General features: G+C 38.6%; 19 protein-coding genes. 16 read left to right on the top strand and 3 right to left on the bottom strand.

The window, feature by feature from the left end:
* Positions 1-68 precede the first annotated feature (68 nt).
* The 8 genes from RCG17_RS09195 to RCG17_RS09160 all read left to right on the top strand — a co-directional run bounded on the left by RCG17_RS09195 (position 69) and on the right by RCG17_RS09160 (position 7,018).
* On the top strand, positions 69-1,670 hold the full coding sequence (locus tag RCG17_RS09195; RefSeq protein ID WP_308174873.1) for a flagellar hook-associated protein 2: 1,602 nt from the start codon (positions 69-71) through the stop codon (positions 1,668-1,670).
* 21 nt (positions 1,671-1,691) lie between these two features.
* Complete coding sequence (locus RCG17_RS09190) at positions 1,692-2,042, top strand: flagellar protein FliT (RefSeq protein ID WP_308174872.1); 351 nt, start codon at positions 1,692-1,694, stop codon at positions 2,040-2,042.
* A 185-nt stretch (positions 2,043-2,227) separates the two neighbouring features.
* Positions 2,228-2,440 carry a hypothetical protein gene (locus tag RCG17_RS09185; RefSeq protein ID WP_308174871.1) on the top strand — a complete coding sequence of 71 codons (213 nt, stop codon included), beginning with the start codon at positions 2,228-2,230 and terminating at the stop codon, positions 2,438-2,440.
* A 135-nt stretch (positions 2,441-2,575) separates the two neighbouring features.
* Positions 2,576-2,953, top strand: coding sequence for a flagellar protein FlaG (gene flaG / locus RCG17_RS09180; protein WP_308174870.1), 378 nt, complete (start codon positions 2,576-2,578; stop codon positions 2,951-2,953).
* Between the two features lie 59 nt (positions 2,954-3,012).
* Entirely contained in the window at positions 3,013-3,414 is a 402-nt protein-coding gene (gene fliS / locus RCG17_RS09175) for a flagellar export chaperone FliS (RefSeq protein WP_308174869.1), read from the top strand.
* Positions 3,415-3,681: 267 nt separating this feature from the next.
* Positions 3,682-5,718 carry a methyl-accepting chemotaxis protein gene (locus tag RCG17_RS09170; protein WP_308174868.1) on the top strand — a complete coding sequence of 679 codons (2,037 nt, stop codon included), beginning with the start codon at positions 3,682-3,684 and terminating at the stop codon, positions 5,716-5,718.
* Between the two features lie 237 nt (positions 5,719-5,955).
* Entirely contained in the window at positions 5,956-6,501 is a 546-nt protein-coding gene (gene hpf / locus RCG17_RS09165; RefSeq protein ID WP_308174867.1) for a ribosome hibernation-promoting factor, HPF/YfiA family, read from the top strand.
* A gap of 91 nt (positions 6,502-6,592) precedes the next feature.
* Complete coding sequence (locus RCG17_RS09160; protein ID WP_308174866.1) at positions 6,593-7,018, top strand: hypothetical protein; 426 nt, start codon at positions 6,593-6,595, stop codon at positions 7,016-7,018.
* A 318-nt stretch (positions 7,019-7,336) separates the two neighbouring features.
* On the opposite strand, the gene prfB is transcribed toward RCG17_RS09160, so the two are convergent.
* A protein-coding gene (gene prfB / locus RCG17_RS09155) for a peptide chain release factor 2 (protein WP_308174865.1) occupies positions 7,337-8,438 on the bottom strand; the annotation gives its coding sequence in 2 pieces (ribosomal slippage) (positions 7,337-8,365 and positions 8,367-8,438; 1,101 coding nt in all).
* Between the two features lie 350 nt (positions 8,439-8,788).
* Positions 8,789-11,296: a preprotein translocase subunit SecA gene (secA, locus tag RCG17_RS09150; RefSeq protein ID WP_308174864.1), complete on the bottom strand. Its 2,508-nt coding sequence runs from the start codon at positions 11,294-11,296 to the stop codon at positions 8,789-8,791.
* Between the two features lie 474 nt (positions 11,297-11,770).
* On the opposite strand from secA, the gene RCG17_RS09145 reads away from it, so the two are divergent.
* From RCG17_RS09145 to RCG17_RS09115, 7 genes are all read left to right on the top strand, one after another.
* Positions 11,771-12,910 (top strand): cytochrome c3 family protein, encoded by a 1,140-nt coding sequence (locus tag RCG17_RS09145; RefSeq protein WP_308174863.1) that lies wholly within the window; start codon positions 11,771-11,773, stop codon positions 12,908-12,910.
* Positions 12,911-13,084: 174 nt separating this feature from the next.
* Positions 13,085-14,248 (top strand): cytochrome c3 family protein, encoded by a 1,164-nt coding sequence (locus tag RCG17_RS09140; protein ID WP_308174862.1) that lies wholly within the window; start codon positions 13,085-13,087, stop codon positions 14,246-14,248.
* 94 nt (positions 14,249-14,342) lie between these two features.
* Positions 14,343-15,050 (top strand): tetratricopeptide repeat protein, encoded by a 708-nt coding sequence (locus RCG17_RS09135; protein ID WP_308174861.1) that lies wholly within the window; start codon positions 14,343-14,345, stop codon positions 15,048-15,050.
* 16 nt (positions 15,051-15,066) lie between these two features.
* On the top strand, positions 15,067-16,029 hold the full coding sequence (locus RCG17_RS09130; protein ID WP_308174860.1) for a 6-bladed beta-propeller: 963 nt from the start codon (positions 15,067-15,069) through the stop codon (positions 16,027-16,029).
* Between the two features lie 102 nt (positions 16,030-16,131).
* A complete protein-coding gene (locus tag RCG17_RS09125) occupies positions 16,132-17,307 on the top strand; it encodes a cytochrome c3 family protein (RefSeq protein WP_308174859.1) in 1,176 nt (391 codons plus the stop codon).
* A 389-nt stretch (positions 17,308-17,696) separates the two neighbouring features.
* Positions 17,697-18,965, top strand: a complete 1,269-nt coding sequence (locus RCG17_RS09120) for a cytochrome c3 family protein (RefSeq protein WP_308174858.1) — start codon at positions 17,697-17,699, stop codon at positions 18,963-18,965.
* A gap of 221 nt (positions 18,966-19,186) precedes the next feature.
* Complete coding sequence (locus RCG17_RS09115; RefSeq protein WP_308174857.1) at positions 19,187-20,743, top strand: cytochrome c3 family protein; 1,557 nt, start codon at positions 19,187-19,189, stop codon at positions 20,741-20,743.
* 132 nt (positions 20,744-20,875) lie between these two features.
* On the opposite strand, the gene RCG17_RS09110 is transcribed toward RCG17_RS09115, so the two are convergent.
* Positions 20,876-22,789: an SEC-C metal-binding domain-containing protein gene (locus RCG17_RS09110; RefSeq protein WP_308174856.1), complete on the bottom strand. Its 1,914-nt coding sequence runs from the start codon at positions 22,787-22,789 to the stop codon at positions 20,876-20,878.
* 401 nt (positions 22,790-23,190) lie between these two features.
* Here RCG17_RS09110 and cccB point away from each other — a divergent pair, with 401 nt between their 5' ends.
* Positions 23,191-23,514 (top strand): cytochrome c551, encoded by a 324-nt coding sequence (cccB, locus tag RCG17_RS09105; protein ID WP_308174855.1) that lies wholly within the window; start codon positions 23,191-23,193, stop codon positions 23,512-23,514.
* Positions 23,515-23,737: the final 223 nt, after the last annotated feature.

Raw genomic sequence — 23,737 nt, 5'->3', positions numbered from 1 at the left:
AAAAAGGGGCCGATATAAAAAGTACATAAATAGGGGTCTTGTTAAAAAAATTATAGGTGGTGGAAAAATTGGCTACTACAGGTACTACCAGCAGTGGAACAATTGCCAGCCAGTATAGCGGACTTATGCGGGTAAACGGGATGGCAAGCGGCATGGATATTGACGGGATGGTCAGCAAATTAATGAAAGCTGAAGCTCTCCCGCTAGATAAGATGAAACAAAATCAGCAGCTTCTTCAATGGAAGCGTGATGATTATCGTGACATGAATACCTCCCTAAGTGATTTGGATACAACTATCTTTGATGGAATTATGATGAACTCGACATTTAACAAAAAGACTGTCACGAGTTCGGATTCAAATTATGTGACGGCAACTGCCTTAAATTCAGCAAATAATACATCTACTCAGATTGAAGTATCCAACTTGGCAACAGCAGCTACTTGGAAAAGCAGCGGGACGATTGGCACGTTAGGGGGCAGTGATAAAACACTTACCTTTTCTGTCGCAGACCCGAGGAGTTCTACACCTAGAGATGTAACGATCTCCATTTCTGGAACGGATACAATTGACGATATCATCCAAAAATTCAATAATTCTAAGCTTGATATGACAGCTATGAAGGGTTCAATTAAAGACTCTAAAGGAAATTATGTAGATAACACGATTGTTTTATCAAACAATAAAACTGGATCAGGATCATCAATTATTCCTAAAGATCAGCAGACAGCTGATTTTATGACAAATCTTGGTTTTACAATCAACTCCTCCACCGACCTTAATACTCAAGTAACAACCTATAGTTTTCCAACGAGTACGGCCGGAGATGATGCAATAGTCTCTATAAACGGCTATGAGATGAAAGAAAGCTCTAACAATTTTACGGTTAATGGAATTAATTACACCATCAAAAATAAAACGACAGCACCTGTGACGGTTTCAACCGCCACTGACGTCGACACCATTTACAATTCAATCAAAGGCTTTGTTGATAAATACAATGATGTAATTAAAAAGGTCAACGACAAAATTTCCGAAAAGCGTGAACGGGACTTTCCGCCACTTACCGATGATCAAAGAGCTTCAATGAATGATACGCAAATCTCTCAGTGGGAAGCGAAAGCTAAAAGTGGGATGTTAAGCAATGATTCCATCCTTTCTAGCGGACTAAGTAAAATGCGCCAGGATTTATATTCGCCTGTTACCGGAAGTAGTGTTACGACCGGATACACGCAGCTATCGCAAATTGGGATCACGACATCTTCAGATTATTCTGATAACGGTAAATTAGTGATTGATGAAACAAAGCTTCGGCAAGCAATTCAAGACAATCCACAGGCAATCTATCAATTGTTTAATAGCGGTGTTAGGTCTAATGATGCGAGTGGTAACTATACATATGAAACCGAGGGGCTCGCAAAGCGTTTGCGTGATACAATTGCCAACGCCTCAAGTCAAGTTACTACGATTGCCGGACAAGCAAATTATACTAATAACCAATTTGATATTGGCAAACAATTAACGGATATCAGTACGCAAATTACCGATTTTCAATCAAAACTGACCGACATCGAAAATCGTTATTACAGTCAATTTTCTGCGATGGAGCAAGCAATGCAGCAAGCAAATAATCAGGCATCATATATTTCCCAAAATTTTAGTGCTGGTTGATGAAAAGGTGGGAAATGTCCAATGAGTGTTGTGCACGACGTATACAATTTGACAGGTTCATTTTTGGAAGAGATAAGTAAACCTTCACCTAAAAATGAACGGGACAATGTCATTTTAAAGATTAATGAATTCCTAGCGAAACGGGAAATTCTATTAAAGGAAATGAAGGGGCCATATAACCCCGAAGAACAGCAGTTGGGCAGGGAAATGATTGAATTTGAGAAAAATCTTCATGAAATCTTTGCTACCATTAAGCTCGAAATTCAACAAGATTTTTTAGCTGCCAAAAACCAAAAAAAGAACACGCCCAAATATATTAATCCTTATACTAATGTTTTTAATGAAGGAGCTTATTACGATAAAAGGAATTAATAGGGGTTCAAAATCTTAGCAACTTTTTAAAGCCATATACAACTTATTCTATTTAAAAATCCTTTCAAGTACATCTTGAGAGGATTTTTTTTACAAGAATAAAAAAAATCTACTTTCTCTAGTAAAAGTCCAATCCTTTCTTCTACTACCGCATCTACTAATTACAAGAAAGGTGGTGGAAAAGATTGACTAGAAAGAATTTTATCCAACAAGCGTATCGTCTAGTAGGACAAGATGTAGAAATTGTTACAACCGAAGGCACTTATACTGGTACCCTTGTGTCAGTAGGTAGTGATTCTCTTGTTTTAGAAACTCGAATTAGGGGCCGAGTAGTACGAATGATTATTCGTTTGGCACTGATCGTCGCTCTATTCAGGTTAGTAAGAGGAGTTTTTTAGTACTGATGGCCAGGAGAAATCCTGGCTTGTTTTTTTGAATACTGATATGGTATATTTCGCAAGTTTTTTTATCTAAAGGTTTTCAATATGTATCCGATATTAAAAATAGAATGGATTGTTTTTTAAGGGGAGATTATGATGATCGATCGTCTAAGCGGTACAGACACCCCCATCCAACAACGACCTGCAATCCAAGAAGGGGTTAAGGTAAACCCGATTAAAGTAGAAGAAAAGCCTGCAGCAACGAACTATTATGAGCAAAAAAAAGCAGAATACCCTGATGGAAAAAAGAAAGATAAGCTAGAAGCAGTAGTAGATGGCTTAAATCACTTTCTGGAGCCAGCACATACATCTGTCCGCTTTAAGCTGCATGAAAAGCTAAATGAATATTATGTTGTTATTGTGAATGACAATACAGACGAAGTTGTAAAAGAAATTCCAGCCAAGAAATTGTTGGATACCTATGCAGCAATGGCGGAGCGCCTCGGTCTGCTTGTCGATCGAAAAATATAACTTTTAGTAAGTATAACTACCTTGATTTTTTGCAACAAATAAAAGGAGTGTTTTAGTAAATGTCAGTACGAAATCCATATCAGTCCTATCAGCAAAATGCCATTAACACCGCCTCACCAGGTGAGTTGACCTTAATGTTATATAATGGATGCCTAAAGTTTATTCATGTTGCTAAAACGGCCATTGCAGAAAAAAACATTGAGATGAAAAACACCAACATCCAAAAGGCCCAAAAAATCATTCAGGAACTGATGGTCACACTAAACCCTGAGTTAGAGGTTTCAAAAAGTATGATGCCCCTTTATGATTATGTTTACCGCAGGCTAGTTGAAGCCAATATAAAAAGTGATGTAGCCATTTTAGAAGAGGTTGAAGAGTTTGTCACTGATTTCCGCGATACCTGGAAGCAGGTCATCCAAATTAATCGACAGAAGCAATATGCTGAAGGTGGACAGGTATAAAAGCAATGGGGATTATCAATCATTTGCAAGCTGGCAGAACCAGTAACGGGGATGCTGATTAATTTTTATATTTAAGAAAATCGATCACCCCCATATTGATAAAAAGTTTAATCAGTAACCATTTCAAAGGAACTAGAACCTTATGGGATCAGTTCCTTTTTATATTTGAATGTCTCTTTAATCATCGGAAGTGTTAAAAATTTTCATATTCATCCGATAAATTAGTGTAATAACTGTAAAAAAGTTATAAATAGCAGGTAAATTTCAATGTTAGAACAATCTTATCAGAAAGCAGGTTTGCAAACTTTTATGGAGAGACACCCAGAACACAGAAAAAAGAAACACTCAGGATTTACGATTAGAAAAAAACTGATATTCTCCTTTTTATTCATTTTGTTAATTCCTTCTATTACCATCGGTTTCTTTTCCTATCATACTGCTCAACAGAAACTGCAGGAAAAAATCCTGTTGAACGCCAAAGAGAATGTGGGCATGATCGATCGATATTTAACTAATTACATTAAGCCAAAAATTGATGATTCAGCTGAATTTGCTAAACAGTTCAATAAGGGTTCCTTTGATCCCGACAATATGAACAATTCGTTGTCCGTACTCCAACAATACACGGATTTTCATCCGGAGATTTCTGCAACTTATGCGGCATCAGAACAGGGAAAACTTATGATCTATCCTCATGCAGATTTACCTCCCGGATTTGATGCCCGCACGCGCCCTTGGTATACCCAGGCGAAAGCAGCGAATGGAGAAACGATCATTACCGAACCTTACGTTGATCAAATTTCAGGCAACATTCTCGTAACGGTCGCAAAGCAGTTAAATGATGGCTCCGGTGTAATTGGTTTTGATTTAAGCTTGGCTTCCTTAAAAGCAGTCACTAGCGGTGCGAAAATTGGCAGGGAAGGCTACCCTTTAATTGTTAGTGCAAAAGGTACCTATCTTGTGCATCCATCTCAAAAACCTGGTACGATGGCACAAGGCAGTTGGGTTCAGACGCTTTTATACAAGGATAGCGGCAATATTTCCTATAACCAAAATGGTACAGATAAGGTAATGGAATTTGAAACCAATAAGCTAACTGGATTTAAGATTGCAGGGACCATGAACTTAAATGAAGTAAATCAGGACTCCAATCCAATCTTAAAAACCACATTTATCTGTATCGGTATCTTTATACTTTTAGGAATCGCCATTTCCTACCTTATTATTCATTCAATAACTGTTCCGCTAAGAAAATTAATATCAGCAACGGATAAGGTTAGTGAGGGAGACCTAACCCAGATATTTGATGTAAAAAGCAAGGATGAAATAAACATCCTCGGGGTAAGTTTTAATAAAATGGTTACCTCACTTCGGGAAGTCATTAAACAGGTTGACGAAAAGGCTGAACTCCTAGCTGCATCCTCTGAACAGCTTATGGCCAGCTCCGAGCAAAACAGCTTGGCGACTGAGCAAATTACGAACTCCATTCAAGAGGTAGCTTCAAGTACTGAAAGACAGAATGTGTTGATCGAGGAGAGTACTGGGATTATTAAAGGAATGTCTACTCAAATGGAACAAATAATGAATCGTTCCACAACAGTTGCCAATGAATCAATTGCAGCAGCTAAAGTCGTAAGTCATGGAAATGAAACGATCCAATTATCAAAAAATCAAATGGAAATTATTCAGGATACGGTAAACAATTTGGGTACTGTCATTCATACTCTTGGTGAACGTTCTAAAGAAATTAATCAAATTATTGATGTTATTTCAAGTATCGCAGCCCAAACCAATCTGCTGGCTTTAAATGCGGCTATAGAAGCGGCTAGAGCCGGAGAACATGGAAAAGGATTTGCTGTTGTTGCAGATGAGGTTAGGAAGTTAGCTGAACAATCGTCCAAATCAACAGAGAATATTAGACATTTAATTTCATCAATCCAAAGTGATACGAATCAGGCTGTATCCTCGATGGATAAAGGAAAGACGGAATTTACGAAGGGTATGGATCTTATAAAAAGTGCCGGCGAGGCATTTTATCAAATTGAGCTGTTTGTCAGTCAAACAAATAGGCAATTTCAGGAGGTTTCAGCATCTATTGAAGAGGCAACATCTGGGGCTGAGCATGTTGTTGAAAGTGTAGATGAAATTAAAGAAATTACGGTAAGAGTCACCGGAGAGACACAAGATGTATCTTCTACAACAGAAGAACAATTGGCTTCCATGCAAGAGATTGCAGCATCCGCTGCATCACTGGCTGAAATGGCGGAAGAACTTCATGATACGATTAAAAAATTTAAAGTATAAAAATCCACAATTCGACCAATGGAGCCGTAATGCTCAAAACTTGAAACTTTTTGAAATTTTTTGTAAAATTAAAGCATAATCAAAGGATAAATAATCCTTTTGATTATAAGTTTCTCACTATTTTACCGTTGCTTTTGTCACTAATCCGACAAAATTTTCTTGCTGATTAAGCAGGATAATGAAAGGGTAAAATAGAAATGTATTTACATAGTCTTAACAAAAGGAGGAGTTCACTATATGAATTATAACATTCGTGGTGAAAACATTGAGGTAACTCCAGCAATTCGAGAATATGTAGAGAAGAAAGTGGCAAAGTTGGAGCGCTATTTTTCTGAAACACCTGAGGCGAACGTAAACGTAAATCTTCGATTTAATCAAGATAAAACATCTAAAGTAGAAGTAACCATTCCAATGCCGAATCTTGTCCTCCGTGCAGAGGAAACAAACGATGATATGTATGCAGCAATTGATTTGATCGTCGACAAACTGGAGCGTCAAATCCGCAAGCATAAAACAAAAGTGAACCGCAAATTCCGTGAAAAAGGCGATGTTGGTTTAACATTTACCAACCCAGTGCCTGAAAATGTTGACTATGATGAAGACGAGCTAGAGGTTGTCCGTACCAAACGTTTCGACTTGAAACCAATGGACAGCGAAGAGGCCATCCTGCAAATGAATTTGCTCGGCCACAGCTTCTATGTTTTCACAAACGCTGACACTAACCGCACCAACGTGGTTTACAAGCGTAGAGATGGCCGCTATGGCTTAATTGAAGCACATTAATAATGAAATCAAACGCAGCTCCCAAATTTAGGGGCTGCGTTTTAAATTGCTCTTTTTATGGTATAATTGTCGAATAAGGAGGTGAAGCAGGATGGAAGAATTGCTTAAGAAAATGATGGAGCAAATGAATCAGCAGTTTGAAAAAATAGACAAGCGTTTTGAAGCGATGGACAAGCGCTTTGATCAAATGGACAAGAGGTTTGACCAAATGGACAAGCGTCTTGACCGAGTAGAGCAACGCCTTGACGGAGTAGAGCAACATCTTGACCAAGTAGAGCAACGTCTTGATAAGTTAGAAATAACCGTGGAATCCCTTAAGGAAACTGTTGAAAATAATGCAACTGAGTTTCGCAGTCATTTTAGGCAAATTGAAAAAAAGTTGGATGAACATGAAGCCATTTTTAAAACAGTTGCAGATGAAATCAAAGGGGTAAAGTTTGATATCGAATACCTAAGTAAGAAAGATGGTCTCCACGATAAAGAAATCAACCAAATTAAAATGCGTATGCAAGTATAAAGCCGCAAAATAACCTCAAGAAGTATCATCTGCCATTCGGCAATATAAAAATCCCAAACAAGAGCCCTTGCCGAATGAATCGGACAAGGCTTTTTACATTTCATTTAAACTGATTCGCTAAAACTACACTTTTTCTACGTGCTGATTTTAAGACCTAAAGATTATTTCGCCGAAATCATCCGTTATTTCGCCGAAAATGGAATTTATTTCGCCGAAAAAAATTTTATTTCGCCAAAACCGCCCATAATTTCGCCAAAAGCCAATTCACGAACAAAAAAGCCTTCGCCGAAATTATCCAAAGCGAAGGCTTCCCACATATTATTGTATCCTCGATCTCAAATAAGCATCAATAAACGGGTCTAAATCCCCGTCCATCACAGCTTGAACATTCCCTGACTCTACACTCGTCCGGTGGTCCTTCACCATGGAGTAAGGATGAAAAACGTAGGAGCGAATTTGGCTGCCCCAGCCGATTTCTTTTTGTTCACCGCGGATTTCAAGCAACTGCTTCTCTTTTTCTTCAACTTCACGCTGATAGAGCTTAGAACGCAGCATATTCATCGCATGCTCGCGGTTTTGAATTTGTGAACGCTCCGTTTGGCATGAAGCAACGAGCCCAGTAGGAATATGCGTAATCCGTATAGCAGACTCGGTTTTGTTAATATGCTGACCGCCCGCACCACTGGCACGATACGTATCAACCCGAAGATCCTCAGGACGAATTTCAATTTCGATTTCATCGTTAAACTCCGGCATGACTTCGCAAGATACGAATGAAGTATGACGGCGGCCAGATGCGTCAAACGGAGAAATCCTTACGAGACGGTGAACACCTTTCTCCGCTTTTAAATATCCATAGGCATTGTGGCCTTTGATTAACAACGTAACACTTTTCACCCCTGCTTCATCGCCTGCCAGGTAATCGAGTGTCTCCACCTTGAAACCGTGCTTTTCTGCCCAGCGTGTGTACATCCGCAAGAGCATGGAGCACCAGTCTTGTGACTCGGTACCGCCTGCACCAGGATGCAGCTCAAGAATGGCATTCTTTTTATCGTATTCTTCGCTTAACAGCTGCTCGAGTTCAAAGTCTTCCATACGCTTGATTAATTGCGTAAGCTCTTCTTCTAAATCTGCCTGCAGCTCAGCGTCGTTTTCTTCTTTAACAAGCTCATAGGATACTTCGAGGTTTTCAAAGCTTTCATTCATTTCGTAAAAGGTGTGAACCTGATCCTTTAACGCATTGGATTCGTTGATCACAACCTGTGCGGCCTGTTGATCGTCCCAAAAGTTCGGGTGTAGCATTTGGTCGTCAAGCTCAGCGATCCGAGCTTCCTTATTTTCGAGGTCAAAGAGACCCCCTAAAGCCTGCTAATTGCTTAGCCATTTTTTCTAACTCATTGCGAATATCCGCTAATTCCATTTTCTTCACCTCTATAAAAATTAAAAAAATCTCGCTGTTAATATAATTTACTTAATCATTATAACGAATGTACCAATAAAAATTCAAAAAATGTTAATGGTAAGGATTTATTAAAAAGAGCTTTCATTCCACTCCAGCCCGATATTCAAGAAGAAGTGGAAAGAAAAGCATCTAAACATTCCACTTCAGCTAGTTTTTCAAGAAGAAGTGGAATGAATAGCGCATAATCATTCCACACTAGCCCAATTTTTTCAGAGAAGTGGAAATAATTATCTCTTTCCTAACACAGGCTACCTGCAACATAATCAAAAACGAAGAGCCGGCATCTCAGCCGGCCCCATTTTTGAAGATTAAGCCATTGCACCATGGCAGTTTTTGTACTTTTTGCCGCTTCCGCAGAAACATGGATCATTACGGCCAATTTGCTTTTCTTTCACAACTGGCTTTTTCTTAACGGACTCGTCTTCCTTCGGATTCACAGCCTGTCCTTTTGCGACTTCTTGGCGCTCAAGGTTATTGCGGATTTCCGCCTTCATGATGTAAAGTGTTGCTTCTTCTTCAATCGAAACAATCATGTTTTCAAACATCAAGAAGCCTTCAGACTGATATTCGCGCAAGGGATCAATTTGGCCATAGGCACGAAGATGAATTCCGTCACGAAGCTGGTCCATCGCATCGATATGGTCAATCCACTTGGAGTCAACCGAACGAAGGACGATAACTTTTTCAAATTCGCGCATTTGTTCAGGTTCCAAAATGGCTTCTTTTTCATCATAGCGAACTTTTACTTTTGCAAAAATAGCCTCAACCATTTCACTAGGTTCTTTATCTTGTAGGTCCTCAACAGTAATGTCGCCTTCAGGAAGAAGGGTTGCATGAACAAAATCGACAATCCCTTTAAGATTCCATGTTTCCTCATCATCAGAAAGTGGGGCATGGGCATCAATATTGCGTTGAATCGTTCTTAAAATCATTTCTTCAACAATCTCACGAAGGTTTTCTGATTCAAGTACTTCGTCACGCTGCTTGTAAATGATTTCCCGTTGCTGGCGAAGTACATCGTCGTATTGCAACAGCTGTTTACGAGCATCAAAGTTATTACCTTCAACGCGTTTTTGCGCAGATTCCACTGCTCTGGATACCATTTTACTTTGGATTGGCTGCGTGTCATCCATGCCAAGCTTGGCCATCATGGCTTTCATGTTGTCAGAACCAAAGCGGCGCATCAATTCATCTTCCATCGAAAGATAGAATTGGGTAATACCTGGATCTCCTTGACGTCCGGAACGTCCGCGGAGCTGGTTATCAATCCGTCGGCTTTCATGGCGCTCGGTACCGATAACGGCAAGACCGCCTAATTCACGAACACCTTCACCAAGCTTGATATCTGTACCACGGCCGGCCATGTTTGTTGCGATTGTAACTGAGCCTGGTTGGCCAGCTTCTAAGATAATTTCAGCTTCACGCACATGGTTTTTCGCATTCAAGACATTGTGGCGGACACCTTTGCGGAGCAGCAGTTTTGAAATCAATTCAGATGTTTCAATCGCTACTGTACCAACCAAGACTGGCTGTCCTTTTTGATAGCGCTCGGCGATATCCTCGACTACAGCCTTGAATTTACCTTCCATTGAGGCATAAATTAAATCGGCGCGATCATCACGGACAATCGGCATATTGGTTGGAATGACGATAACATTCATATTATAAATGTTACGGAATTCTTCTTCTTCGGTTTTGGCTGTACCGGTCATCCCAGATAATTTTTCATACATACGGAAGTAGTTTTGGAACGTAATCGTTGCCATTGTCATACTTTCGTTTTGGATTTCCACGCCTTCTTTAGCTTCAATCGCCTGATGAAGACCCTCACTATAGCGGCGTCCCTTCATTAAGCGGCCGGTAAACTGGTCCACGATGACAATTTCGCCTTCTTGGACTACATAGTCAACATCCAGATGCATGCTGACATTGGCCCGTAATGCCTGGTTGATATGGTGGTTAAGCGATACATGGGAAATATCAAACAGGTTTTCAATTCCGAAAGCCTTCTCTGATTTGGCAATCCCTTGTTCTGTCAGCATAACGCTCTTTGTTTTTTCATCGTACGTGTAATCTTCCACTTTCGTAAGCGTGCGGACAAAGGCATTCGCTTGAATATAAAGAACAGTCGATTTTTCAGCGGCACCGGAAATAATCAACGGTGTACGGGCTTCGTCGATAAGAATGGAGTCAACCTCGTCAATGACCGCAAAAAAGAGCGGACGCTGCACTTTTTGTTCCTTATAAAGGACCATGTTGTCACGCAAATAATCAAAGCCAAATTCGTTGTTCGTTCCGTAAGTGATGTCGGCTGCATACGCTTCTTGTTTTTCTTCAGAAGACATACTATTTAAATTCAGTCCTACTGATAAGCCTAAAAAGTTGTAAAGCTCACCCATTTCCGTTGCATCACGGCTGGCCAAATATTCGTTGACGGTAACAACATGAACACCTTTGCCTGAAAGGGCGTTTAAATATACAGGCATTGTTGCCGTTAAGGTTTTACCTTCACCAGTTTTCATCTCGGAGATATTACCTTCATGCAGGGATATACCACCCATTAACTGCACATGGTAAGGATACAATCCCAAGACGCGGCGGGCACCTTCACGGACCACTGCGAACGCTTCCACCAATAAATCATCAAGTGATTCACCTTTTTGATAACGTTCCTTAAACTCTTCGGTTTTTTCGCAGAGCTGGTCGTCCGTTAACCTTTCAGTTTCAGCCGCAAGTGCTTCAATCTGATTAGCGAGCTTATCCAATCGTTTTAATTCACGTTTATTTAAATCAAATACTTTATTTAAAATCCCCATTCTTGATAAACTCTCCTTTTATCAAACATCTTCAAAACCATCCTAATGAAAAAAGATTCGCTTTAATTAGGCCGAATCCTCCAAAATACTCTTAGGTAACTCTAACCATCTTACCATTTCCTCTATTCAGTGACAACATATGCAAGATCCTAATCCAACCTTTACAAAATCTTAATGTCTAAGCTTAAAAGGTCCCCAATTCAAAACATTCTGTGAAAGTTTTCTTACAATTGCATGAAACACATCAAAACTGTATAAAAATAAAGTCTTATGCAGTTAACACTATTTATACAATGCTAACCAACACCCTTATTTAACAACATTTCTATGTTGTTTTTCTAAAAAAATCATACTTTTCACCTATCGACAAATATTCACAAATTGTACATTGGAAAATACCCTTTCAATGATAGATACTACCTTTAGAGAGGTTAATTATCGTAAGGCTAGTCCAATACAGAAAGGGTGAGCATAGTGGCCTTTTGGGGGAAAAAACCTACAGAGATAGAGACCAGAGAAGACAGAAATAAATCTGGCCCCATACGAAGACTATGGCGAAAGATTCAAAGCATAGATTGGAAAGATCCCGTAAATCGCTGGAAATTGCTCTTAGCTAGTTTGGTCGGCTGTGTCGTTGTATTTGGTGGAGGGTATGGTGTACTTTCGTTCACAAACTCGCCATCTTTTTGTTCCAGCTGTCATGAAATGGCACCGGAATATTCAACTTATACAGCTAGTGCACATAATCAGATTAGTTGTGTGCAGTGTCACATCAAACCAGGTGTTGTCAACATGCTGACACACAAAGTGAAATCACTTAAAGAGGTCTATTACCACGTTACAGGTGTTCCAAATCAAATCGTCCAGACAGAAGAGGAAGCTGTATCCAACCAGAACTGCTTACAATGTCATTCCGAGAATCGCTTAGTCACACCATCAGGCGATACGAAGGTTGATCATAAGAAACATATTGATGAGGGGATTCCTTGTATCACCTGTCACTCTGGTGTTGTACACGCCAAGATGGCAGCTCGTGACCTTAATGTCGCAGCGGATCGTACGAAATGGACATCCAAGCAAAATGCTGAAAAGTTAATTGAAGAAAAGTATTTGCGTCCGAACATGGGAACATGTATTGATTGCCATGAAAAAGTAAACAAAGGTGAAAAGCCATGGGAGGAAGCTGCATACAATGTGCCAGCAAATCCGGAAGAAAAGACTACAAAAGCGGAAGATACTGGATCTACAACAACTGTAACAAAAGCTGATACCCAAAAAATCATGTTAGAAGCAATCGGCAAGGATCAAACACATTCAAAAATTTCAATGGAATGTAAAACTTGTCACTCAAGCATGAGCATTCCAAAGTACCACCAAAATGCTGATTTTAACAGCAATCACGGTGCAGATGCAGTTCAGCAATTAGATAAATGTATGAACTGTCACCAGGATTCCAACTGGTTAAGACCAATTGCGAAACAAGATATTATGACTTTACTAAAATATGGAGATAAAGCTCCAAAATACGTACCAAATGCCCAACAGGCAAATGACGAAGCAAACAAGAATACTTTTTGTAAGACTTGCCATAGCAATCTCCCTTCAAAAACTTGACGCGTGAGAGTGGCTTATAGAACATAATACAAAATATTGTGTGCCATGATCACAAAAAAACTTAAAAGATGGACAGGCACCCACTGAAGTGTATTTCACCTTTTTTCGGAGATAAGATTTTTTAAAAGGTGAATCCAAATTTTAATTAACGTCAAGAGTAAGGAGGGACATTAAATGGAAGACGATAAAAAAGAAAGAACATCAATAACTCGTTCACGAGCTACTTTTTACAAAATCCTGACTATTGTATTTGCTTCTCTTGTTTTATTAATTGTAGCAGGTTACGCAACGGTCGAAGAAACATCAAGTAAATCGTTTTGCAGTACTTGCCATGAAATGAAACCGGAAGCTGAAACACTGAAAGCCTCATCCCATAGTAATGTGGAATGTAAGGAATGCCATATTCAATCTGGCGTGGTTAATTATGCGAAAGCGAAAATGAACGGTCTGGTACAGGTATATGAAAAAGTAACCAACGGTTATCCAGCACCTATTCATATGCCAACACAAATTCCAAATTCTACTTGTGAGAAATGTCACAATATGAAGACGCGGGATGTTACACCGGCAGGAGATATTATCATACCGCATGAAAAGCACTTAAAGGAAGGCGTCAAATGCGTTGAGTGCCACAGCGGTGTTGCACATGGAGATATATCCGATCGGAATGTAACTTTTAAAACAGATTACGATAAATGGAACGATACTCTTGGAAAACAAATGATGAGTGATGTGAAATTTACTCAGCCAAAAATGGAAGATTGCATTAGCTGCCACAAAGCGAACAATGTTTCGACAGCATGTAAGACTTGTCATTCAACGGGCCTGAAACCGACGACTCATGATGATCCGAACTTTATGAAGGGCGGACATGGCAAGCTTGCAGAAAAAGATATTAAGAAATGTGACAGCTGCCACTCATATATGTCTGATGATCCAATCAAGGATCTTCAAACAAAAACTGTTTCACAGCAATTTTTAGAAAATAGCACTTCAAGCACAGGTACAATTACAGCAACTCAATACGCTAAGGAAAATACTTTCTGTCAGAAATGCCATGCCAAGAAACCGGCAAGTCACGATAGTAATTTCTTCAACAACCATGGAACAGTTGCTGGAAGCAATATAGAAACATGTAAAGCGTGCCACGATACTAGCAAGATAGGCTCGACTAACTCAAATCAAGTAATTTGCGCTACATGCCATCCGGCCACACATAAAAAGGTTTCAGAACTTGATACACATCCAATTCCGTTAGCTGGAATTACGAAACCTTCAGCAACATGCTATAAGTGTCATGATCAAAACACTTGTACAAAATGCCACAAGGAAGATTAACACACTATTAAACTACTGATAGTTTTGTTGTATTTTACCATCAACAAAACTATCAGTAGTTATGCAAATAAAACTGAATTTGAGGTGGATATTTATGAAGGCTACACAGCCAATAAATCCAGAACCGGAAAATAATGAAAGAACGCAGCTTCAACAGGAAAAAAAGAAGAGCTTTTCAAAATTACAGTCATTTTTGCTTATATTCGCAACCTTAGTCATTAGTTTGGGTGCAGGGTACTTTATATGCAATAAATATGTGTGGCCTAGTAAAGATGAAGCGAGGCTCTATGAACAAGTAGATTACTATAAAGGATTAGTGGATAAAAAGCCAAATAATCCTGAAAATCGCGTAAACTTAGGCTACTCATACTTTTTAACAGGTGATACAGATAATGCGGTTAAACAGCTGCAAGTTGCGATAAACCTGGATAACAAAAACTTCGGTGCTTACTTTAACCTTGGACTTGTTTATAATTCTGAGAAAAGATACAACGATGCGATAAGAATGGCTCAAAAAGCAGAAACGCTTGGACCTAAAAATTTCCAGGCACACTTATTATCAGGTATGGTCTATCGTAATTTGAAACAGTACGATAAGGCACTTAAATCCCTGCAGTCAGCACTTAAGATTATGCCGACAAACACGGATATTATTACGGAAATAGGCAGAGTAAAAGAAGATCAGGGCAACAATAAAGAAGCTGAGAAATTCTTTAAAGAGGCTTTATCCTACGATCCGCTATATAAACCTGCATCTCAAGGCTTGGAAAGAGTCGCTGCAAAACAAAAAGACAACAAGTAAAAGGAGTTGACCACACATGAAAAAGAAAACTGTTTATTTTATAATGGGTGGCATTGTTGCCCTTGCCGTTGCTTTTTTTGCAGTAGTCTCTATTTTTCATTTAGAATCAAAAATAATAAAACCGGTTGTTGCTAGTGTTAAATCTGGTCCAAAAACATTTACAAATGCATTGTACGGGGACTTCAATCAGCCACTTAAAAAGCCGATGGATGTCGCAAAAGTTGACAATTACATTTATGTAACCGACGCAAACAGTAAAGATGTACAAGTTTTTGATGAATCCGGATCCGCAGCCTTCAAATTTGGGAAGGCGGGTAATAAAGAAGGTGAATTTGCTTTTCCATATGGAATAGATGGAGATAGCAATGGCCACATTTATGTTGCAGATATGAATAATGCCAATATTTCTATCTTTGATTCTAAGGGTAAATTCATCAAATATTTTAACGATAAGGACAAAGTTCTTAAAGCTCCAGGCGGTATGCGAATTTTTAATGAAAAACTTTATGTTACAGATATTAAAGTAAATAAGGTATTTGTTTTTGATCTGAACGGAAAAAAATTAATGGAGATTGGCGGACCTGGCGATGCTGCCGGAAAATTTATCGCACCTAATGCTGTAACAGTAGATTTTAATAATAATATCTATGTCTCAGATTCTGCAAATAATAGAGTTGAAATTTTTGATAAAAACGGAAAATATATCAAACTAATTAACGGGTCAAAAGATGGTAAAGGCAATCCAACATTCTTAAATCCAAGAGGTGTAGGTGTCGATTCAAAGGGTAACCTTTATGTAGTGAACAATCTCTCACATACTGTTTATGCGTTTGACCAGAATGGGAAAGAATTATATGAATTAGGCGGTATGGGTACTACAAATGATAAGTTTTATCTCCCAAATGGCCTGTTCATTGATGATAGTGATCAATTGTATGTGACAGATACAGTTAACCAAAGGGTATCCATCTTTAAATAAAATTTCTGTTATTTATTTAAGGAGGTGATTGCGTAAAGGATCACAACTTAAAGATATATATTTTTAGAAAAAAGAGAGAGAAAACTTTGGGAGGTTTTTAGAATGAGCAAGATTAAATTAGGCTTATCAACTGTATTCATGCTTATTTTATTAGGCATGTTCAGCGCTGTGGCCTTTGCAGCAGCTCCAGATCCATCATTCGTACCGACATCAACACATCCGGCACCAAATATTTATTCAGCTGATGTCAATAATGATGGTTCTCAAGGTACACAAAGAACACACGGTAATTTCCAAAACAACACAAACTCCTGTGCAAACTGCCATAGTGTGCACAACGGGCAAACCAATTATTTGTTAATGAAATCTGGAGATTCCGAACTATGTGAATCTTGCCATGATGGTACAATGGGCTTCTACGATGTTACAGCTCCAAGCGGAGCCGGAGTATTTGATTTTGATAAAACAGCAGGACACACAAGTGTTTCTATGCACAATGTTGGTGAAGCAATTAAAATTGGAACAGCACCAGGAGCATATAACAATAAATCAACAGATGTATTAGAATGCTCCAGCTGTCACAACCCACACGGTTCACCAAATGATAGATTATTAAATGAAAAAGTTAATGGCACTACTTTTGCAACTTCTTTAGTAAATGGTACACAAACACCTGTTCCGACAGGAACTCAAACAATTAAAATGAACTTAACAAATGATGATACTTATAAAGCTGTCAATGATGCAACTGGTCCAAACGGTGTGAAAATTACAAAATCCGCAGGTCCTGTTGCTACTGCAACCTATAATTCAGTAGCAAGTGATATCTACTATTCACAATTCTGCGGAGCATGTCATGATGATTATTTTGCAAACAGAAGTACAGGTAAAACTAGCCAAAATGATGCTACCTATCAGGCTGCTCACTCGAATTATGGAAAATATACGCATACAACTAATTCATCTAAACAAGGTAGAAACTGTGCGGCTTGTCACTATGCACACGGTACAGATGAGAGAACGTTGATGGATGCTATTGGAAATACAATTGCCGATTATACAAAACCAACTGATCAAGGCGGAATATATGGCTGGACCCAGGACCAAGCTACAGCATACATGAAAGATATAGCACCTGGTGGATCCGCATTGAAGAAATTTACTAATCGCGCAGTATGTTTTGCTTGTCATGCAGGCAAAATTTCAACAACTGTTGACCCGAAATACAAAGATGGGGCCGGCAATATGCTTGGAAAATCAAAAATAGTGGGCAACTAAATAAGAAAAGTAATTAAATAGAACAAGGTAACAATAGGTGTTGTTACCTTGTTCTAAATCATTTGAATCTTATTGAAATAAAAATATTTTAGAAATAAGCACTGACAATATATGTGAAATTTTAATCACATAGAAAAGTAATTTAAACAAATAGAGAATCTAAGTTATGAAATATTGTTTTATAAATTTGAAGAGGAGCAAGAAACAGACAATTTGCCTCCCAGTTAGGTTTGTTTTTTGATAATATATACATTTTAAATGCGTTCATTAGGCATAAAATATATTTATTTATCATTTAAGGAGGTGATGGTTTACTCACAGAGGTATTTACATCTTATTAAACCATAAAAAGAGAGAGAAAACAGAGAAAAATAGGGAGGTTTTTAGAAATGAGCAAGTTAAAAATCGGCTTGTCAGCATTTTTTATGCTTATTTTCTTAGGCATGTTTGGCGGGCTTGTCTCTGCAGCAGGTTTTGATCCAACTAATTTGCAGCATCCGACATCAACCTTAAACAATGCAACAATTGATAACACTGGAACTACCAATTCACAGAGAACACATGGTAACTTTCAAAATAACACAAACTCTTGTTCAAACTGTCATAGTGTGCATAACGGTGAAACTGATACGCTGTTAATGAAGAGTGGCGCATCTGAACTCTGTATGTCATGCCATGATGGTACTTTAGGTTTTTATGATGTTACAACAGCAAGTGAAGCAGGTATCATGTTTTCTCAAGACCAAAGTGCTTCTATGCACCAAGTTGAATCACATTTAAATGAAAATGCAGCTCCTGGGTCAACAGGAACTGTAAATACTACAAATGGTGCAACCTTAAAAAATACTTCTACAGCAACTTTTGAATGTTCAAGCTGTCATAATCCTCACGGATCTGCTAATGACCGCTTATTAAATGAAAAAGTGGCTGGTAACCAGTATGGTTCCACATATAACGTTAGTATTGTGGGATATGCTGAAACAATAACAAAAACGAGTACCATCCCATTAGGAACAAAGGCAATTAAACTTAATTTACAACTTGATCCAGCATATTCAGCAATCAATACTGCTACAAACTTGTCTGGATTGAAGATTTACAAATCCAAGGGGATTTATGCTGAAACCGATTTACCAAAAAATCCTGACGGTTCACTTGGTACAGTAACAGCAGTGGATGGTTCCACAGTTGGCCAAGCTGACGTTCGTAATTACAGATTGAATTACTCAGCATTATGCGGAAGCTGTCATACCGATTATTACAGAAGCAGAGAAGCAGGCTCTAGATCTATGCTTGCTGATGATGGCGCACACTTATATACACACTCAACTAGCAGCACAAAACAAGGCCGAAGCTGTACATCATGTCACTATGCTCATGGTACAGATATTACATTATTAAGAGATACATCTGGAAAAACAATTGCAGATTTGGAAAAACCATTGGATCAAGGCGGAAAGGCGTGGTCTGATGAACTAGCTAGACAATACATGAAAGATGTAACAAAAGAAGGTTCAACCTTAAAGAGGTTTACTAACTATTCTATATGTTGGACATGTCATACATCAACAGCTACTATTCCTAATACAGCCGGAACAAACGGATATCCTGTGGGTGTACCTGGAGGAGACTATTCTGGTAAGGCTTTAATTAAGTAAATTAAAAAAAGCTAACAAATAGTTCGCTATTTGTCAGCAACAACAACCTCTGAACAAGGTGACAAACATCACTTTTGCCACCTTGTTTCATTATTATAGAGATACACATTATAAAATGTCAAAAAAATTTAACTTAACGATGAAAATTAATGTTAATTCAGTTGATATAATAAATTTAGCATTTATATATTAAATAATGTAAACAGAAGAGGATGAATTACATGAGGAGGAAGAACTTCAAACGAAAGATCTTTTCATGCATTGCCATATGGAGCATTTTTATAGGTTCCTTCCTTTTATATTCCCCTTATAAAATTGATGTTTTTGCTGCAGCAACCGATACCGGAGTAACAAGCACGCAAACAACCTCAACTGATAATGGGACGACGACAACACAGCCAGCAGCAACAACAACTGTTAGCGGGACGACGACAACACAGCCGACAGCAACAACAACTGTTAGTGGGGCGACGACAACACAGCAAACAGTACGTATTTCATCAAGTTTGAGCCAACCTGCTGCATTGGCGAGTGTCAATAGACCTTATGTGTCTGATGTTAGTTTGGTCGGGGATATTAACGATCAAAGCACCTACTTGTCTGCTGAAGATATGACTCAGGTACCAGTGAATGACATAATAAGAGTTGCTGTCAGGAATTCTGGAACAATTACTAATCCATCGCATTTGCTGGAGGTATCATCAGCTAGTGGGGATAAAATCACAGGAACTCAGAAACTTGTGACAATAACGGCAGTGGGAAATGGCGTGAATGAATATGTCTTTACATTTACTCCTGATCCTGCCAATCTGCTTCAGCCCGGTACTAGCTATTATGTTTATTTAAACCCAGGTTTTACAAATGATGACGGTAATCGAATCATTCCGAGATTTTTTAAATTTACGACAATTAGCTTGAATACGCAATACCAGTTTGAATCAAATGAATACCGTCAACCAGACGTTATCCATGGTAACTTTTCAAACGTAACCAATTCCTGCGATTACTGCCATGGCGTTCATAATGGCTCTAATGACATGCTGCAAGGCGGGAAATTTGGAGAGAACTCTGACAACCTATGTATGGCATGTCATGATGGAACAAATGGTACACCAATGCCGGATAAATATAATAGCACTAATCAGCATGCGCAAATAAATGATTCATCATCATGTACAAGCTGCCATGATCCGCATTCTGATTGGAGTAAAGATAATCCGAACCACATTAACAGAATTTCTAATACAACAGCACAAACATACAATTATAAAAAAGCAAGCACGTCAACTGGCACTGCTGATGACTTTTCATTATGTTTAAGCTGTCATGATGGAACAAAAGCTTCAAATATTAAGCAATATTATGCAAATAGTACCTATACCAGCCAGTCTGGACATAAAATTACAGCAACTGGTGATAGCGGAAGTACATTAAACGGGCAGCTTCCTTGTGCAGAATGCCATGAAACACATGGTTCCACAAATATGAAGATGTTAAGAGACAAGCTGGGAAATATACAAATCACTGATAATACGAAAAAGTTTACTTCGAGTGGCACAACATGGGATGCTGCCAATGAAAGGAATTTCTGTTTAAATTGCCACAGCGATTCTAAAGAGCTTTATGGAAAAACAGCAAATCTTCCATTAGCTGACGGAAGCGGCAATGCAATTACAGGGCATCAACAAAGTGATACTCAAGGCTGTTCTTCCTGTCACGGCGGAACTTCTCATTCCTTTATAGAAGCCGCACATGCTCCTTCTTCAGCAACACCATAAAACTACTAAAAATCGAAAGGGTGAAACCCTTTCGATTTTTTTATAAATTTAATCACTCGACAAATTTCCAAGGAAATATTGCACCCAATCGACAAAAACAAACCGAGAGGCTTTCCAGCCCTCTCGGCAGTTTTACTTCAACCAGTCCCGTAATCCCTCAATCATTCTCCACAAATGCAAATGCGCATCAGCATAAACGATTGCTTCGTCTTCATCCCCAAATCCGTAATTGTCTGGGATTGCTTTTGGAAGACGTTTTCTTTCATTTAAATATGGGATAACAAATTTGTTGTTTTCCTTGGCTGTTTTTAATAATGTTTTCGCTTTTGCCGAAAAACCGTTTTTCAATAATTCCAATAAAAGTGTATTATAGTGGGATTGTGCGCTATCCTCTTCGAATTGTTTCAACAGCCTGCCGACTTTCTGTAAATCTCCTCTTTCTACATAAGCAATAAAAAGGGAATAACGAACTCCTTGGCTGTCATTTGGATTGAGCTCCAGCAATTCTTCAAATTGGGCAATCGCTTCATTTGGTTTTCCCAATTCGAGGAGGGCCATGGCGTAATTGAATTTTGCCCGCATAAATGGTCTGGTTTCAAAAATGAGCCAAAAATGTCCTTTGTTTTCCTTGAAAAAGGCTTTGCCCAACTCTTTCTGACCAATCCACATACCTTTTTCATACATTTGGATCGCTTCTTCAAGAGAATCGGCGTCTTCAGCGAGAATGTTATAAGCATCGACAAGATTTGGATTCTGTTTCAGAGCTTTTTCTGCTAACCGATAACGCTCGGGACCATCAGCCTCAAAGGCATCGTATAGCAGCGACTGAGCATCGTCCTTTAGCTTGCCGGAAGTTGCTGAGACCAGCTTTTTCGAAAGAAAGTCATTTATTTCTTCTATATTATTAAAGTCTTGGTTTTTAATTTCCTCTAAAGCTTCCTGCATTACCCTCTCAGTAGCCATTGATCCACCCATTTGGATAACAGGCCCATCCTCGTTGTCCTCCTCATAGGAGTCTAGATCCTCAGCCAAGGTGTCTTCTAATTCTCGATAGACAGAAGAGAGTGAGCCATAGGAAACACCATACTTTTCAGCCAGCTGTTTCTGTGTATAATTCGTTTCCATTGGAGCAAACGTCGAAATGAAATAATGAAGGGCTCCGACATAAATATATGGGTTTTTAATCTTTTTTTGCTTCTTATGGCAAAATAAATTCCAAAGATAAATCCCTGTGTCAATGATGTCTTGTTCAACACCCATTTGCTCTAGTTCGGTTTGAAAAATCTCTGCCACTTCTTGAAAAATGGGCTCTGTCCATTCCATTTCGTTGATTTCGTAATGGGCACCGACTTCTGGAAGGTCGTACATTAATTCCATGAAGAATTCCGTCATAAAATCGTTTCGGTTATCATAGTTGGATTCTGAATAGGCCTGACGAATAAATTCGGCTGCAGACTCACTATCCAGGCTTGGAAGATCAAACGGTGCTGGGAAAAACACAAATTTTTGATCAAATGGCAACAGTATCGCTGCGAAAAATCCATTTTGTTCATACTGTTTCTCCAGATTTGTCACGACTACTGCTTCAAGCCGGTCACTGCTAAAAAGATCTTCTATTATATAGCTGTTATCTTCAATACTAATGATTGTTCCGAAAAAGACTCTCGCATCTTTCCACGATTGCACCACTTGCTTAAGCTTGGGACGTTTTATTCTCCTTAATTCTGAATTGATAAATTGATCAAGAATAGTTCCACCTTGATCTGCTTTTGCAAAAAGTGTAAACCAAATGGTATGTACGAATTCAAAAAACTTGACCTCATCGTCATTATTTAAATCATATTCTTGCTGGAAGTTTTCAAAACTTTCTTCGATTTGATTTCCGTAATTTCGTAATGCGAAATGTAACAGTTGTTTTTCCAAGTCGTCAATGTCCGATTCGAGAACCTGGGTAAGAGAAATAACCTCATTAACCCCACAGCATTTTTTATATTTCTTTCCGCTACCGCACGGACAAGGATCATTCCTGCCTACTTTAACATCCATTATTGCAGCACCTCATTCCCTTTTAAGACTGTCATGCCTTTCTTTTTTATATAAATTAATGTATTCTACTAGATTCAATAACCATATTACCATTTTTACCGGAATTATATATATCTAAACGAATTAAGATTCTATAATTGTTTTTTTGAATGCATAGAAAAAAATTCATGAAACATGCATGGAATATTTGAAACAAAATAAGTAAAACTAAAAACGTATGTCGAATTTCCAATACAATAATCAAGGTTTCACAAAATTGAAACAAGTGGGCAAAAGCCTTGATTTATCTGTATTCTTCATCGGTAGAACTTCATCTGTAGTTTGTGAAGAGGGTTTTAATCTTAGCCAAAATTGGTTTATACTAGTTTTGCTGGAATTTATTTCTGAAAGGAGAGTAGCAATTGAAAAGAAAGCTACTAACACTCATCATGGGCGCAACAGTGGTCATGGGACTGGCAGCCTGCGGCGGCGGTTCTAGCTCAAAGAGTACAGACACTGCATCTGCAGACCCGCAAAAGATTGTTAATCAAAAATGCTCGAGCTGCCATGGAGATCAACTTCAAGGTGTCGTAGGTCCAAACTTGCAAAAAATTGGCTCAAAATACTCAAAAGCAGAAATCCTCGATATTATTAAAAACGGTAAAGGCGGAGGGAAAATGCCAGCTGGTTTAATTTCTGGCAATGACGCCGATAAAGTAGCTGAATGGCTCGCTGCCAAAAAATAATGATAAGAAATAAGGGCATGTAAAAAACGGTCTGACAAAAAAACAGATCGTTTTTTTATGCGAATATAACCATTAGTCACAGCACCAAATATAACTGAAACGTTCGTTCCATTATAGTGTTTTGTCAAGAATGAAAAGAAAATGTAATATATTTACCGCTTTTTTTGTCGGATTATGATGTTATAATGAGTTGTGTTCGTTTTTAGTGCTATTTTTTGTGAAC

The organism is Neobacillus sp. PS3-12, assembly GCF_030915385.1.
Classification (GTDB): Bacteria; Bacillota; Bacilli; order Bacillales; family Cytobacillaceae; genus JAEVLT01.
This window is presented reverse-complemented; position numbering and strand designations above follow the sequence as displayed.

Bases quoted from the DNA above. Each gene is read 5' to 3' on its own strand.
- flaG (WP_308174870.1), top strand. From the start codon at position 2,576: ATGATGATCGATCGTCTAAGCGGTACAGACACCCCCATCCAACAACGA.
- RCG17_RS09130 (WP_308174860.1), top strand. From the start codon at position 15,067: ATGAAAAAGAAAACTGTTTATTTTATAATGGGTGGCATTGTTGCCCTT.
- RCG17_RS09170 (WP_308174868.1), top strand. From the start codon at position 3,682: ATGTTAGAACAATCTTATCAGAAAGCAGGTTTGCAAACTTTTATGGAG.
- RCG17_RS09190 (WP_308174872.1), top strand. From the start codon at position 1,692: ATGAGTGTTGTGCACGACGTATACAATTTGACAGGTTCATTTTTGGAA.
- fliS (WP_308174869.1), top strand. From the start codon at position 3,013: ATGTCAGTACGAAATCCATATCAGTCCTATCAGCAAAATGCCATTAAC.
- RCG17_RS09110 (WP_308174856.1), bottom strand. From the start codon at position 22,789: ATGGATGTTAAAGTAGGCAGGAATGATCCTTGTCCGTGCGGTAGCGGA.
- hpf (WP_308174867.1), top strand. From the start codon at position 5,956: ATGAATTATAACATTCGTGGTGAAAACATTGAGGTAACTCCAGCAATT.
- RCG17_RS09115 (WP_308174857.1), top strand. From the start codon at position 19,187: ATGAGGAGGAAGAACTTCAAACGAAAGATCTTTTCATGCATTGCCATA.
- RCG17_RS09125 (WP_308174859.1), top strand. From the start codon at position 16,132: ATGAGCAAGATTAAATTAGGCTTATCAACTGTATTCATGCTTATTTTA.
- RCG17_RS09120 (WP_308174858.1), top strand. From the start codon at position 17,697: ATGAGCAAGTTAAAAATCGGCTTGTCAGCATTTTTTATGCTTATTTTC.
- secA (WP_308174864.1), bottom strand. From the start codon at position 11,296: ATGGGGATTTTAAATAAAGTATTTGATTTAAATAAACGTGAATTAAAA.
- RCG17_RS09140 (WP_308174862.1), top strand. From the start codon at position 13,085: ATGGAAGACGATAAAAAAGAAAGAACATCAATAACTCGTTCACGAGCT.
- RCG17_RS09160 (WP_308174866.1), top strand. From the start codon at position 6,593: ATGGAAGAATTGCTTAAGAAAATGATGGAGCAAATGAATCAGCAGTTT.
- RCG17_RS09135 (WP_308174861.1), top strand. From the start codon at position 14,343: ATGAAGGCTACACAGCCAATAAATCCAGAACCGGAAAATAATGAAAGA.